Genomic DNA, 12790 nt, shown 5'->3' with positions numbered 1-12790 from the left:
CAAAAAATAAATGTGAAAAAATGAATTTAAATCAATTCGTCAAAATTTTCACTGCTTTTTTCGACAGAAAGATAGTTTAAAAGTCTAATTATGTTGAAATAAGAAAAAGAGAATCTAGCAGGATTCTCTTTCTATTTGTCGTTTTTGAGCATCCAATCAATGTATAATCCATAACCTTGATGAACATTGTTCATGTCAACATGGGTTACACACCCAACGAGTTTATTGTTTTGAATAATAGGCGAACCACTCATTCCTTGAACAATACCATTTGTTAATGACAGAACTTTTTTATCTGTTATTTCAAAAGTTATTCCTTTTACAGCAGGTTCATTTTGTTTTTTTAAATTTGTGATACGTATAGAACAGCGACTTACCTGATGGCCATCTAAAACCGTTAAAAAATATGCTTCTCCAAGTTCTACTTCATCCATCGAAGCAGTGGAAATCGTTTGCAATTGTTCAGTAATATCAGTATATTGTCCATATATTCCATAGTTGTTATTATCAAATAATGTTCCTATTTCAATAGAACCAATATCAGCAATTTTTTCTCCTGGATTTCCATTTTGAGAAGGTTTGATTTTTTTAACATAAGAATTATAGATAGTTCCATTTTTAATAACCATTTGACTAGATAATGAAGTATCATACATCATATGTCCTAAAGCTCCAAAATGATGATTTTCAGGATTATAGTATGTCATAGTCCCAATTCCAGTTAAGCCATCTTGAACGTATAAACCAGTGGTAAATTGGTTATCTTTTGTTTGAAATTTTAATCCTTTTTCAATGGTCTGCTGATCACGCTTTAATGTTAAAATAATGTCTTGATTACTTTCTACATTTGTTTTAACAGCTTGCATGAGTTCACTGATAGACTCAACTTTTTGATGATTGACATGAGTGATTAAATCTCCTGTCATATAACCATCACTGGCAGGATCATATGTATGATTGTCAATAGAAATTTCATAAGTACCAGTTATCATAACACCTTCATAATCAAGTTCAATGCCAATCGACTGTCCACCAAGAATGACATCTGCTCCAAAGACTTGAAAGGATGGCAATAATAATGAAACGACTGTGATGAGTGATATACTCAACTTTTTCAAAAGCAAAGCATATACACCTCCCTGTAATCATAGTGATTACATTTTATTTTGGCATATATGCTTGATTTTATACATTTAATAATTTTTTAGCATTAGCAACTGCTTCCAGTGTCATGACTTCACCTGACAACATTTTTGCAATTTCTGTTATTCTTTGTTCATGATTTAAAAGATGTATTGAAGTGACTGTTTCATCATCATGAGATTGCTTTTCAATACAATAATGATAATTCGCTAAGGCTGCAACTTGAGGTAAATGAGTAATACAAATCACCTGCTTTTTCATAGCCGTTTTTTTCATTTTTTCACCTATTTTAGTTGCGACTTTACCACTCACTCCAGTATCTATTTCATCAAATATAATCGTATCAATACTATTATATTCTAAAATAGTTGTTTTAATCGCAAGCATTAAACGAGAGATTTCCCCACCACTTGCTGTTTCATTCATTAAACTTAAATCCTGTCCTTGATTAATCGCAACCATCAATTTAACATCACTGCATCCAAATGGTTGTAAATCTGTTTCATTGATTTGAACTTTAAAAATAGCTTTATCTAAATAAAGGTCTTTTAACTCTTTTTGAATTTCAGATTCAAATTTTTTTGCATATTCTTGTCTTACTTGATGTAATTGAAGTGCCAATTCTTTCGTTTTCTTTTCTTGTGTAGAAAGTTGTTGTCGTAATTGAAAAATATGTTCTTCACGATTTTCTATAGCTGTGATTTTCTGAACTAAATCTTCTCGATAGTCTTGGATACTTTTCATTGTAAAACCATATTTTCTTTTTAAACGATTGACTTGAAATAAAATATCTTGGAGTTCATTAAAACGATATTCATCAAATTGAAAAGAACGATAAGTATCAAGGATAGTTTCTACTTCATCTAGTAAGTTATAATAAATATTATGAATGTGTTCAATAGTTTTTTCAAATTCATGATATGTTGATAGTGTTTGTATTTCAAAAGTAGCTTCTTTTAATTTTGGCAAAACACCTTGATGATTATTCATTAATTGTTCAAAGTTTTGAATATGTTCGTTCATTTTTTCAAAATTTTGTAAAACTTTTAATTCTTCTTCTAATTGATCAACTTCTTCATCAGTATAAGAACATGTATCTATTTCCTGTAATTGACTCTTTAAAAAATCGAGTTGTTCATCTGACATATCTTCTTGAATAGTTTGGTTTAATTGATGTTGAATATCTTTATATTGTTGATATTCCTTTTGATAATCATTGAAAAGTGTTTGTAAACTGTTTTTAGCATATTCATCTAAAAGATGAATATGCTTTTTTCTTCAAAAAGTTTTTGAGTTTCAAATTGAGAATGGATATCAATAAAAAAGGGCATCAGTAATTTTAAGGCATTATGAGTTGAAGTCTGGTAATTAATCTTTACCTGACTTTTTCCATTACTTTGAATATGTTTTGTGATAATAAATTCATTCTCTATATCAATATGTAATTGTTGACATATAGCTTCTAATTGAGGTGTTATATCTACCTCAAAAACACCTTCAATCACTGCTTCACGACATCCTTTTTTTACAAAAGATGCAGAAGAACGATTTCCACACAATTGACCAATAGCATCTATAATAATTGATTTTCCTGCACCAGTCTCACCGGTTAATACACTCATTCCTTCTAAAAAATCAATTTTTATTTGATCAATAATTACAAATGATGAAACATATAAACTTTTTAACATGTTTTTCACCTACCCTTTAAAATGGCTATGTGCCTCTTCAACAACTTGATGAATATCAATTTCTATATCTTTTTTATCTTGATAAAGGAAACAACCTAAAAATTCAATATTTCCTTCCCCACCTGTAATAGGCGAGTAAGTTAAGCCTTGTAAAGAAAATCCTTGTTCATGCGCATATTCTATAACTTCTTGAATAACACGATGATGAATTTCAGGCTGAGAAACAATGCCATGTTTTCCTACATCTTCTCTACCTGCTTCAAATTGCGGCTTAATAAGTGCTACACAATATGCATCTTTTTTAAAATTTTTGATAAAGGTGGAAAAATATGCTTTAAGGAGATAAAAGAAACATCAATACTCGCAAATTCAGGTTGTCCATATTGAAATAAATCTAATGTTGCATATCTAAAATTAGTTTGTTCTAAGACATGAACACGTGAATCGTTTCTGAGTTTCCAAACGAGTTGATTCGTCCCTACATCTAAAGCATAGACTTCTCTAGCACCATGTTGTAAGGCACAATCCGTAAAGCCACCTGTTGATGAACCAATATCCAACATCAAAAGTCCATCCAAATTTAAATCAAATATTTTAATAGCTTTTTCTAATTTTAAACCACCACGTGATACATAAGGAAGTTTTTCACCTTTAATATACAAATGAGAATCAATAGGTATCTTTGTTCCAGGTTTATCAATATAATCATAATCATCACGGACAATGCCCGCCATAATTGCTCGTTTGGCTTTCTCACGTGAATCAAACAAACCTTGTTCAACACAAAGAACATCAACTCTTTCTTTTTTCATTAAGTATCTCCTTTACTTTTTGTTTTAAATCATCTAAATGAATGTGTTCAAGTCTTAATAATTCATCTAAACTTCCTTGAGGTGTATAACGATCATCAATTCCCATATAATCAATATCCATAGATATATGCTTTTGAGAATAATAATGAGCAATTAAACTTCCTAGTGACCCTGTCATGAGATCTGTTTCATAAATAAGTAAACGTTGTTGGCATTGTGATAATTCATCCAACATTTTTTCATCCATTGGTTTAATAAATCTAGCATTAATTAAATTAACTGGTAATTGCTCTTTAATAAGATAATTCGCAACAGTGTTGACTTTGCTATCATATGTTAAAATAGTAAGAGTATTGTCTGGGTTGAAAATGACTTTTTCCCATGTTCCCAATTCAATTTCTTCATGAAGATCGACATCAATATCTTCAATTGTACCTTTAGGAAATCTTAAAATATAAGGATGGTCAAAATGATGAAAAACAGTATTAACCATTTTTTTCAATTCTTGTGCATCTTTGGGAGTCATCATGATGATATGAGGAATAGCTGATAAAATCCCAATATCAAAAACACCATGATGTGTCTCTCCATCGGCACCAACTAAACCACAGCGATCCACACCAATTAAACATGGCAACTGCATTCTTGCTATATCATGGTTAATTTGGTCATAACAGCGCTGTAAAAAAGATGAATAAATTGTTATAAATGGTTTTTTATGCGCGTTAGATAACCCAGCCGCAAATGTCATAGCATGTTCTTCAGCAATTCCCACATCAAAAGCACGTTGAGGGAATGTTTCAAAAATATGGCGTAAACAACTACCAGAAATCATCGCAGGAGTAATCGTCACAATATCTTGATCTTGATACATCCATTTTTCAACTTGGCGTGCAATCACTTCACTCCAGCTAATAGTCTTACTCTCTTGTTTGCATATACCTTGACGATAATCAAAAGGAGCAACACCATGATAGAGCCCATAATGATCATTTTCTGCCAATGGATAACCTTTTCCTTTAATGGTATGAACATGAACGACAACACTATGATCCATTTCTGCTGCCAAAATGAAAGCATTGAAAAGATCATGAAAATCATGACCATTAATAGGACCGATGTAATCTAAGCCAAATTCACCAAAAATATGATCATTAATAACGTTATTTTTAATTTGATCTTTAATTTTTTTAGTTAGTTTATAAACATGTTTTCCTAAATTAGATTTATTTAGAAAAGAAATATAATTATTACGTGCATTTTTATATTGAGTAGACATACGAACATCAGAGAAAAAGTTACTTAATCCACCAACATTTTTTGAAATAGACATATTATTATCGTTTAATATAATAATAACTTTAGAATCAACAGATCCTAGATAATTAAGCGCCTCAAAAGATTCTCCACTCATTAAAGCGGCATCACCAACAACACAAATAATTTCTCCTTTTTCATGATTTAAATCTCTAGCAATAGCCATCCCCACAGAGGCTGATAAAGCAGTTGATGAATGACCGGCTTCCCAAACATCATGTTGACTTTCTTTGCGTTTTTGAAATCCACTTAAACCATGAAATTGTCGCAATGTCGTAAATTGATTAGCACGTCCTGTTAAAATTTTATGGACATAGGATTGATGTCCAACATCAAAAATGATTTTATCGGTTGGTGAATCAAAAATATAATGTAAAGCAATTGTCAACTCAACGATCCCCAAATTACTAGAAAAATGCCCTCCTGTTTGAGAAACATGTTGAATAATAAAGGTTCTGATATCTTGTGCCAGATCTTCAAGTTCTTCAATATTCAATTGTTTTAAAAATTGAGGATCTTTGATTTGTTCAAGCTTCATTTAACTCACCCTTTTCAAAATTTTTATGAATAATTCTAAAATCAATCCATGATTAATTTGCATAGCATAAATACGTTCATAACATTTTTCAAATAATTCTTCTACTTTATTTTGTGATTCATCAATTCCTAGAAGCGTAACATAAGTAGATTTATGATTTTCATAATCACTACCTGCATTTTTCCCTAATTGTTCTGTTGATGCAGTCACGTCTAATATATCATCTTGGATTTGAAATGCTAATCCTAAATCATACCCTATTTGTTTCCAATGCTCGATATCACTTGTTTTTGCAATACAAGCAGCCATTTGTAAACTTACCGAAATCAGTTCACCAGTTTTATGTTTATGTATATCTTGTAATTGTTCTAAAGACGCTTTATGATTTTCAAAATATAAATCTTGTTGTTGCCCATAAATCATGCCATTAACTCCACTAGCTTGATAAAGCAAATAAGCAAGTTGAAGCTTTAAAGCATCGTTAAGTGATGTTTCTAAGATGATATTTACACCTAAATTTAATAAAGCATCACCAGCAAGAATCGCAGTTGCCTCATCAAATTGTTTATGACATGTTTTTCTTCCCCTTCTTAAATCATCATTATCCATACCTGGTAAATCATCATGAATAAGTGAATAGGTATGAATCATTTCGATAGCACATGCTATATCCATGTATGGATGATAATCAAGCTGATAAGATTTAAGAACTGTCAAAAACAAAAGAGGTCTTAAACGTTTTCCTGGAGCCAATAATGAATAAATCATAGCTTCTTTAACTTTACCTGCTTTTAAAGGTTCACATAATTGTAGTAAACGCTGATTAATTTCATCTTTCATTCTTTCCATCACGATTATTCTCCATCTTTAAATTCTTTAAGTTGACCATCTTCGTAGATTTGAGCGACTTTTTCTTGAATATTTTTCAATTTACTATCACAATACTGTGATAAAGCAATACCTTCTTGAAATAAAGCAATGCTATCTTCCAAAGCAATTTCATTATTCTCAAGTGAATTAACAATTTCCTCCAAACGTTGAATAGCCTGTTCATATGTCATTTTTTCCATTTTCTCACCTACTTTATTTGTGCTTTTTTAATACCATCATAAAACTGAATATCAATAATATCATCAGTTTTAACATCGTCTTTAGATTTCATTAGTTGTTCATCCTTTTTAATTAAAGTATAACCTCTTTGCATAATTTTTAAAGGACTTAATGCATCAAGTTGAACAATCAAATGTTGTGTTTTATAGTTTTGCTTTTGGATATTTTGATCCATACGTTGTTTTAAAAGTTCTTGATATTGTAAAAGTTGTTGATATACCTTCATATCAAACATTTTGAAATGATAAAATAATTGATCTTTAAGATGTGTAACACGTAAAATTTCATGTGAATAAAGTGCTTCTGGTGTATTTAAAAAATATGAATGTTTTAATCTCACTAATTTTTGTTGCTGAATCTTTAAATACTGATTTATGCGATATTTGAGTTGTTGTTGCAATCCATCTAAATGTTTTTTTAATTCATTTTGATCAGGGGTTGCAAACAATGCTGCTTCTGAAGGAGTTGCAGCACGCATATCACTAACAAAATCACAGATTGTAAAATTCATTTCATGGCCTACAGCACTCATAATAGGAGTTTGACATTGAAAAATTTGACGTGCCAATGCCTCTTCGTTAAAATTCCATAATTCTTCTATATTACCACCACCACGTGTTATCACTACAATATCAAATCCAAGTTGGTCAACCCTCTTGAGTGCTTCTATAATTTTTAAATATGCATTTTTTCCTTGCACTGGAATTGGAAATAAAATAATTCTTGCAAAAGGAAAACGATCATGAGCAATTTTGATAAAGTCATGAACTGCATCCCCGTTTTTTGCTGCTAGCACTGCTATGGATTTAGGATATTTAGGAATTGGTTTTTTATGTTTTTGATCAAACAATCCCTCGTTAGATAACTTCTTTTTTAAGTTTTCAAACTCTATAAATAATTTCCCTAATCCATCTTGTTCTAAAGATTGCACATATAACTGATATTCACCGTTTGGTTCATAAACAGAAACAAAGGCACGAATATAAACTTTCATGCCATTTGCAATCTGAAAAGAAAGCTTTTTAGCATTTGAATAAAACATAATTGCTGAAATCTTTGCATGATCATCTTTTAAAGTGAAATAAAGATGACCACTTGGATGTGGTCTAAAATTTGAAATTTCTCCTGTAATATAGATATTTCGTAACGACGCATCCTGATCAAATTTAGCTTTAATATATTTATTTAAGGTTTGGACACTGATATATTTTTGAGTATCCATTATCCAATATGTCCTAAAATTCCATTAATAAATTTATAAGAATCATCATCACAGAACTTTTTAGCATTTACAACTGCTTCGTTAATAACAATTGTCTTAGGAAGATCTGATTCTAAGAGTTCACATGTTGCAATGAGTAAAATAGCTCTTTCCATGACACTTAAACGTTCAAAAGTCCAACCCTTCTTTAAATATTTTTCTAATAACTCCTGATAAGACGATTTATTTTGCAAAGTTGTTTCTACTAACCATGTTGCAAATTTCAATGAATCTTCGCTTGATGCCAGTTTTTCATTTTCTGATATATAAGTATGCATATCATCAAGAGATGCCTCAACTAATAAATTTTGATAAATACAAATTGTAGCAATTTCTCTTGCTGTTTTTCGATGTGTTTTTTCCATATCAATAAGTTGCCTCCACAATTTTCAAATATATTACATTCTACCACAAATACATCTAAAAATAAACAAAAGAAAAGTAAGAAAATTATTTCTTACTTGTTTAATCGAATTCAATATTATCGACTTCAATATTAATGTGTTTTACATCAACATCCGTCATCTGTTTGACTGCTACTGCAATTTTTTCTTGAATTTCTTTTGTTATTGATGAAATATTAACACCATATTTAATGCGAACATGGATACAAATATAAACTTCATTATCTTTGATAGTACAGTTAACAACCTTCTTTGTTCCAGGAATTTGAATTCCCTTAGATGTATCTAAAGAAACATTTTTCATTTCATTAACAGTTCTTTTTGTAATTTCATCAAACACTTGGACATTCATGAGAATTTTTCCATTCACACGACCTTGCGTATAAGTATAGTATTCATTATGTGCCATAACATTACCTCTCTTCTATCTACTATTGTATATAAAAAGTGACAAAAATACAAGTTTTATTCTTCAATAAATTTAACTTCTACTTGATAAGAATCACCCACTAAATTTAAAACTTCCTTAATCACTTGAGATGCATCGCTTTGTGTTGCTTCCTTTTTTAAAATCGTTATTTTCACAGTTTGATTATCAATCTCCACATAACTTTCTTGATATCCCATTTCATTAAGTTTTGTAACAATTGACTTTTCTTTTTCTGTTACATTCTTTGTTTCACTAATTGTTTCTAAAGCTTCATTGATGGATTCGGATGTACTGGACTCTTTTGCAATGATTTCATTGTTCTTAGTGATAATATCTTCTCTTTTTTTATCTAACTGATTTTGTAATTGTTCAATTGTAGACATATCATTTTGGACAACTTCATTTTGGGCTGTTGGGGGCAACATAATATAATAGATGGATAATACAAGGATAAGACTAAATAATGTTAAAAATGTAAAAGCCTGTTTATTCATATTCATTCTCCTTTTTCTATATACTATATGATTCAACAGGCTTAATTATGAAAAAAGAGCTTACGCTCTTCCTTGATATTTACCATCTACTGTATTGACAAGAACAATTTCTCCTTCATTGATAAATAAAGGAACTTTGATTTGATATCCAGTTTCAATGATTGCATTCTTTGTAGCACCAGTAGCAGTATCTCCTTTCACTGCAGGTTCTGTTTCTGTGATTTGGAAAGCAACGTTAATTGGTAATTGAACACCTAAAACTTCGCTTTGATAGCTTGTCACTTCCACTTCATCGGATGGTTTTAAAAAGTTCTTTTCCCATTCAAGGCGACTACCAGGAATTTCTATTTGTTCATATGTTTCATTATCCATGAAAACAAGCATATCTCCTGAATCATATAAATATTGCATTTTTCTTTTTCAATTAAAGCAATATCAACTTTTGCAGTTGGATTATAAGAAACTTCAGTAATCGCACTTGTTCTCATGTTTTTTCTCTTTACCATATATTTTCCTGATAAACGACCTTGTTTGTTTTGCTCGTTAGAAATACATAAAAATAAATCATTGTTTTCAGTATATGCATTTCCTGCTTTTAATTCTTTGATATTAACAGCCATAATTTTCTCTCCTTTGCTATTATTTCTTTTGAATTATAGCAAAATAATTTCATCTTGTAAAACAAATCATGCTTTCATATCATTTAAAACAAAAGAATAATTAAAAAGTCAATACCTAATAAGCTATAAGTTAAAATTTTAAGTTTAGATTTCTTGTTTTCATCAATAGGTGCTTTGTCACGATAACAAGTTAATAAAAAACAAAGTAGTAAAATACCAAAAACAATATAATAAATCATATAGACCTCCTTAAATATATTCAAAATTTAAAATAACACCGGTTTGTACTTCTATTTTTGTTAAGAATGAATATTGAAACGTAGGCGCTTCAATATTTGTCGTCACTTCATAATAATCCCCTAAATCATCAACAGTGGTTTCAATTTGATAATTTTGAAAATCATAGCTGTCACTTAGTAAAAGATCTGTTTGTACACAATCACTATAATACTTCACAAGTGATATCTCCAATCTTTTTTGTTTCATTAAAATATCAATTGTTTGTAATTGTCGGGCAGATTGAAGCAGTGAAAAAGTTGTCATAGATAATGATAAAGTTAAAATCATAAAAAGAATTAAAACAATTTGTAAAACAGAGCCCTGTTTATTCTTGAATATCTGATGGTAAAGTTTCATTATTATCCCCTTCTTCCTGCCACAATGAGGCATATGTCAATAAAAACGTATAATTTTGACGATTTCTAATAACATGCATATAAATAAAATCATTTTCAATAGAAAATGAAACATCATCAATATCAAACAATAATATTTCATATCCAGGTTTTTTAACAAGTCTTTGTTGATTCCATTCTAAAGTTGTTTCTTCTCCTTCAAAATTTCTATAACGTAATACATCGCCTGCTTCTATATAAGTCGTACCAATCGTGTATTGACTACATTGTTTAGCAGCAATATAAATATCTTCATTATTTTGATCATGTGAACCATATCCATATTGGATCAGATGAAATAAACTCGTAAGTGTTAAAACAATTATAAGTGTAATGGATAGCGATAGTAAGACTTCAATTAATGTAAAGCCATCTCGATGATATCTATGTAATCTTGTGAATATGTGAACTCACGCTCCTTTTCTAAAAGCATCTGATAATTCTTTTGAATTGTGCTTTCTTTTTCATAAAGTCCTGAAAACAAACCAACAAAAAGAATAATAACAGTGATAAAAATTTCAAATGCAAATAAACTTTCTATAAGAGTTGACCCTTTTTTATCGCACATAAAATGTTCCACTTCCAATCTGATAAACAAACTCATATGTCTGATTCCCACAATGATAAGTTAATGTTTTTGCCCCTGAAATATTTCCATTTAAATTAAAACTCAATTGATATTCTTCAAATGAATCATTATCGTCAAGCAAAAAGAGTGAGAAACATCATTTGATTCAAAAGAAATATCATTTGAAGAAAAGGTTACAGTCACAGTATGTTTTTGTGACATAGCTGACAATTTAGCCTGATATAGAAAATGTGTTATTTCTTCAATCTTTTTGGTATGACTTTTCTGTGGAATATGAATATTCATAGATAAACAAAATAACATGCACATAATCATCAAAACAAAAAGCGTTTCAATCATTGTAAAACCAGATTTATTTAACATAGGCTTGCCCATTTTTAATAGCAATCTTTTTACCATTAGGACAAATACCTTGCTTTTCTGTAAGATATGGCTGTGTGCCACTGGTAAGATCAGAAATCTTAGTTGGTAATTTTCCATTTTCTATTTCATAAAGAAGTATCTGTGAGTTAACAACCTCAATTTGAGCATCACAGCCTTTATTTTTGACGACAGTATTTTTGGATGTCACATTGGGAATAACAAGTAATAAAATAATGAGAATAACACTAATACAGAAGATCATTTCTATTAAAGTAAATCCTTTTTTATTTAACATAATTATTGTCCTTTCTGTTATATATTTGATATAGAATTCATCATTGGAATAATAATAGCGATATAAATCGTAATAACAAATATAGCGACAAAACAATAAATAGCTGGAATAAGATATTTTAAAAATTTTTCTATCCAATAATCCAGATATTCAAAAGTCACTTGAATGTAATAAGATAAAGAATGTTTTTGTTGAGGATTTTTCATATACATTTGAAAAAAGAAATAAATAAACCATCAAAGTATTCAAAATCTTCCAAAATTTCTTCTAGATTTTCACCTCCATATAAACGATTATTCATTTCATATAAGACTATTTTTAAATCACTATTCGTCATTTGTTCATTTAAAACTTTAATAACACTTGTACTATCCATATCTTCATTTAATAATTCATGAAAATATAAAGCAAATTTTAATGAGAAATACTTTTGTAAAATTGTTTTAAATACAGGCCATTTTAGATAAAGTTCAATAACTCTATATAATTTATGCTTTAATCCATAAACGAGCCTTATAATAAGATATAGAGCCAAAAAAACAAAAACAATAATAAAGCAAGGCATTATGTAAAAGAAAGCAAATAAAACTTGAATCAATAGAGATTTTTCAATCTGAAATGATATAAAAAGTTGATTGACATTAGGCAATAAAACAAAAACAACAAATAAAGAAAAGAGAAATAAAAATGTCATTAATATAGAAGGGTATGTTAATCGCGACTTTAATTTCTTTTGATAATCTTCTTTCATCATGCAAATATCTAAACTTTTTTTAATTGCTTCTGATAAACAATTCTTATTTTGAAAGAAACGAAAATATTCTTGAAATAAATCAGGTAATGAAGATTGTAGTAAAATAGTTTCAACTGCTTCACCTTGATTTAACTGTTTCAACATATCATCAACAACAGGATGATGGATCATTTGTTGACATAAACAAAGTGTTTCTTCAATACTATATCCTGATTCCAATAAACTATAGAGATTTTTTAATAAAAGATAATCTTTATTCATCGCTTAACTCCTCTTGAAACAAATTCACTGAAAA

20 protein-coding genes and 1 pseudogene are annotated in these 12790 nt (G+C 29.4%); all 21 read right to left on the bottom strand.

Annotated elements, in window-relative coordinates:
* Positions 1-131: 131 nt before the first annotated feature.
* The 21 genes and pseudogenes from NMU03_RS14405 to NMU03_RS14310 all read right to left on the bottom strand — a co-directional run bounded on the left by NMU03_RS14405 (position 132) and on the right by NMU03_RS14310 (position 12756).
* Positions 132-1124, bottom strand: coding sequence for a SpoIVB peptidase S55 domain-containing protein (locus NMU03_RS14405; RefSeq protein WP_290139309.1), 993 nt, complete (start codon positions 1122-1124; stop codon positions 132-134).
* Positions 1125-1185: 61 nt separating this feature from the next.
* Complete coding sequence (locus tag NMU03_RS14400) at positions 1186-2289, bottom strand: DNA repair protein RecN (RefSeq protein WP_290139307.1); 1104 nt, start codon at positions 2287-2289, stop codon at positions 1186-1188.
* Positions 2290-2396: 107 nt separating this feature from the next.
* A complete protein-coding gene (locus tag NMU03_RS14395) occupies positions 2397-2834 on the bottom strand; it encodes an AAA family ATPase (RefSeq protein WP_290139305.1) in 438 nt (145 codons plus the stop codon).
* A gap of 9 nt (positions 2835-2843) precedes the next feature.
* Positions 2844-3110, bottom strand: a complete 267-nt coding sequence (locus tag NMU03_RS18110; RefSeq protein ID WP_435372956.1) for an SAM-dependent methyltransferase — start codon at positions 3108-3110, stop codon at positions 2844-2846.
* 5 nt (positions 3111-3115) lie between these two features.
* On the bottom strand, positions 3116-3646 hold the full coding sequence (locus tag NMU03_RS14390; RefSeq protein ID WP_290139302.1) for a TlyA family RNA methyltransferase: 531 nt from the start codon (positions 3644-3646) through the stop codon (positions 3116-3118).
* Positions 3627-5501 carry a 1-deoxy-D-xylulose-5-phosphate synthase gene (dxs, locus tag NMU03_RS14385; protein ID WP_290139299.1) on the bottom strand — a complete coding sequence of 625 codons (1875 nt, stop codon included), beginning with the start codon at positions 5499-5501 and terminating at the stop codon, positions 3627-3629. The genes NMU03_RS14390 and dxs overlap by 20 nt, the downstream gene beginning before the upstream one ends.
* Positions 5502-6350: a polyprenyl synthetase family protein gene (locus NMU03_RS14380; RefSeq protein WP_290139297.1), complete on the bottom strand. Its 849-nt coding sequence runs from the start codon at positions 6348-6350 to the stop codon at positions 5502-5504.
* A gap of 5 nt (positions 6351-6355) precedes the next feature.
* Positions 6356-6571 carry an exodeoxyribonuclease VII small subunit gene (gene xseB / locus NMU03_RS14375; RefSeq protein WP_290139295.1) on the bottom strand — a complete coding sequence of 72 codons (216 nt, stop codon included), beginning with the start codon at positions 6569-6571 and terminating at the stop codon, positions 6356-6358.
* Between the two features lie 8 nt (positions 6572-6579).
* The gene (xseA, locus tag NMU03_RS14370; RefSeq protein ID WP_290139292.1) at positions 6580-7833 is read right to left on the bottom strand and encodes an exodeoxyribonuclease VII large subunit; all 1254 of its coding nucleotides are present in this window, start codon (positions 7831-7833) and stop codon (positions 6580-6582) included.
* Positions 7833-8237 (bottom strand): transcription antitermination factor NusB, encoded by a 405-nt coding sequence (gene nusB / locus NMU03_RS14365; RefSeq protein WP_290139290.1) that lies wholly within the window; start codon positions 8235-8237, stop codon positions 7833-7835. Before nusB ends, xseA begins: the two co-directional genes overlap by 1 nt.
* A gap of 100 nt (positions 8238-8337) precedes the next feature.
* Entirely contained in the window at positions 8338-8685 is a 348-nt protein-coding gene (locus NMU03_RS14360) for an Asp23/Gls24 family envelope stress response protein (RefSeq protein ID WP_290139287.1), read from the bottom strand.
* Positions 8686-8741: 56 nt separating this feature from the next.
* Entirely contained in the window at positions 8742-9200 is a 459-nt protein-coding gene (locus NMU03_RS14355) for a SpoIIIAH-like family protein (RefSeq protein ID WP_290139285.1), read from the bottom strand.
* Between the two features lie 60 nt (positions 9201-9260).
* A pseudogene (gene efp / locus NMU03_RS14350) lies at positions 9261-9820 on the bottom strand (elongation factor P).
* 83 nt (positions 9821-9903) lie between these two features.
* On the bottom strand, positions 9904-10059 hold the full coding sequence (locus tag NMU03_RS14345) for a hypothetical protein (RefSeq protein WP_290139282.1): 156 nt from the start codon (positions 10057-10059) through the stop codon (positions 9904-9906).
* Positions 10060-10069: 10 nt separating this feature from the next.
* Complete coding sequence (locus tag NMU03_RS14340; protein ID WP_290139281.1) at positions 10070-10456, bottom strand: hypothetical protein; 387 nt, start codon at positions 10454-10456, stop codon at positions 10070-10072.
* Positions 10425-10853 (bottom strand): ComGF family competence protein, encoded by a 429-nt coding sequence (locus tag NMU03_RS14335; protein ID WP_353956705.1) that lies wholly within the window; start codon positions 10851-10853, stop codon positions 10425-10427. The genes NMU03_RS14340 and NMU03_RS14335 overlap by 32 nt, the downstream gene beginning before the upstream one ends.
* Complete coding sequence (locus tag NMU03_RS14330) at positions 10853-11062, bottom strand: hypothetical protein (protein WP_290139278.1); 210 nt, start codon at positions 11060-11062, stop codon at positions 10853-10855. The genes NMU03_RS14335 and NMU03_RS14330 overlap by 1 nt, the downstream gene beginning before the upstream one ends.
* A 102-nt stretch (positions 11063-11164) precedes the next feature.
* Entirely contained in the window at positions 11165-11446 is a 282-nt protein-coding gene (locus NMU03_RS14325) for a prepilin-type N-terminal cleavage/methylation domain-containing protein (RefSeq protein ID WP_290139276.1), read from the bottom strand.
* Positions 11436-11741, bottom strand: a complete 306-nt coding sequence (gene comGC / locus NMU03_RS14320; protein ID WP_290139273.1) for a competence type IV pilus major pilin ComGC — start codon at positions 11739-11741, stop codon at positions 11436-11438. The genes NMU03_RS14325 and comGC overlap by 11 nt, the downstream gene beginning before the upstream one ends.
* Positions 11742-11758: 17 nt before the next feature.
* The gene (locus tag NMU03_RS14315) at positions 11759-11947 is read right to left on the bottom strand and encodes a hypothetical protein (RefSeq protein WP_290139271.1); all 189 of its coding nucleotides are present in this window, start codon (positions 11945-11947) and stop codon (positions 11759-11761) included.
* A complete protein-coding gene (locus NMU03_RS14310; RefSeq protein ID WP_290139269.1) occupies positions 11944-12756 on the bottom strand; it encodes a type II secretion system F family protein in 813 nt (270 codons plus the stop codon). Before NMU03_RS14310 ends, NMU03_RS14315 begins: the two co-directional genes overlap by 4 nt.
* Positions 12757-12790: the final 34 nt, after the last annotated feature.

The organism is Allocoprobacillus halotolerans, assembly GCF_024399475.1.
Classification (GTDB): Bacteria; Bacillota_I; Bacilli_A; order Erysipelotrichales; family Coprobacillaceae; genus Allocoprobacillus; species Allocoprobacillus halotolerans.
This window is presented reverse-complemented; position numbering and strand designations above follow the sequence as displayed.

Coding starts and splice junctions, on each gene's coding strand:
- NMU03_RS14400 (WP_290139307.1), bottom strand. CDS start 2,289: ATGTCAGATGAACAACTCGATTTTTTAAAGAGTCAATTACAGGAAATA.
- NMU03_RS14395 (WP_290139305.1), bottom strand. CDS start 2,834: ATGTTAAAAAGTTTATATGTTTCATCATTTGTAATTATTGATCAAATA.
- NMU03_RS14390 (WP_290139302.1), bottom strand. CDS start 3,646: ATGAAAAAAGAAAGAGTTGATGTTCTTTGTGTTGAACAAGGTTTGTTT.
- dxs (WP_290139299.1), bottom strand. CDS start 5,501: ATGAAGCTTGAACAAATCAAAGATCCTCAATTTTTAAAACAATTGAAT.
- NMU03_RS14380 (WP_290139297.1), bottom strand. CDS start 6,350: ATGGAAAGAATGAAAGATGAAATTAATCAGCGTTTACTACAATTATGT.
- xseB (WP_290139295.1), bottom strand. CDS start 6,571: ATGGAAAAAATGACATATGAACAGGCTATTCAACGTTTGGAGGAAATT.
- xseA (WP_290139292.1), bottom strand. CDS start 7,833: ATGGATACTCAAAAATATATCAGTGTCCAAACCTTAAATAAATATATT.
- nusB (WP_290139290.1), bottom strand. CDS start 8,237: ATGGAAAAAACACATCGAAAAACAGCAAGAGAAATTGCTACAATTTGT.
- NMU03_RS14360 (WP_290139287.1), bottom strand. CDS start 8,685: ATGGCACATAATGAATACTATACTTATACGCAAGGTCGTGTGAATGGA.
- NMU03_RS14355 (WP_290139285.1), bottom strand. CDS start 9,200: ATGAATAAACAGGCTTTTACATTTTTAACATTATTTAGTCTTATCCTT.
- NMU03_RS14345 (WP_290139282.1), bottom strand. CDS start 10,059: ATGATTTATTATATTGTTTTTGGTATTTTACTACTTTGTTTTTTATTA.
- NMU03_RS14340 (WP_290139281.1), bottom strand. CDS start 10,456: ATGAAACTTTACCATCAGATATTCAAGAATAAACAGGGCTCTGTTTTA.
- NMU03_RS14330 (WP_290139278.1), bottom strand. CDS start 11,062: ATGTGCGATAAAAAAGGGTCAACTCTTATAGAAAGTTTATTTGCATTT.
- NMU03_RS14325 (WP_290139276.1), bottom strand. CDS start 11,446: ATGTTAAATAAATCTGGTTTTACAATGATTGAAACGCTTTTTGTTTTG.
- comGC (WP_290139273.1), bottom strand. CDS start 11,741: ATGTTAAATAAAAAAGGATTTACTTTAATAGAAATGATCTTCTGTATT.
- NMU03_RS14315 (WP_290139271.1), bottom strand. CDS start 11,947: ATGAAAAATCCTCAACAAAAACATTCTTTATCTTATTACATTCAAGTG.
- NMU03_RS14310 (WP_290139269.1), bottom strand. CDS start 12,756: ATGAATAAAGATTATCTTTTATTAAAAAATCTCTATAGTTTATTGGAA.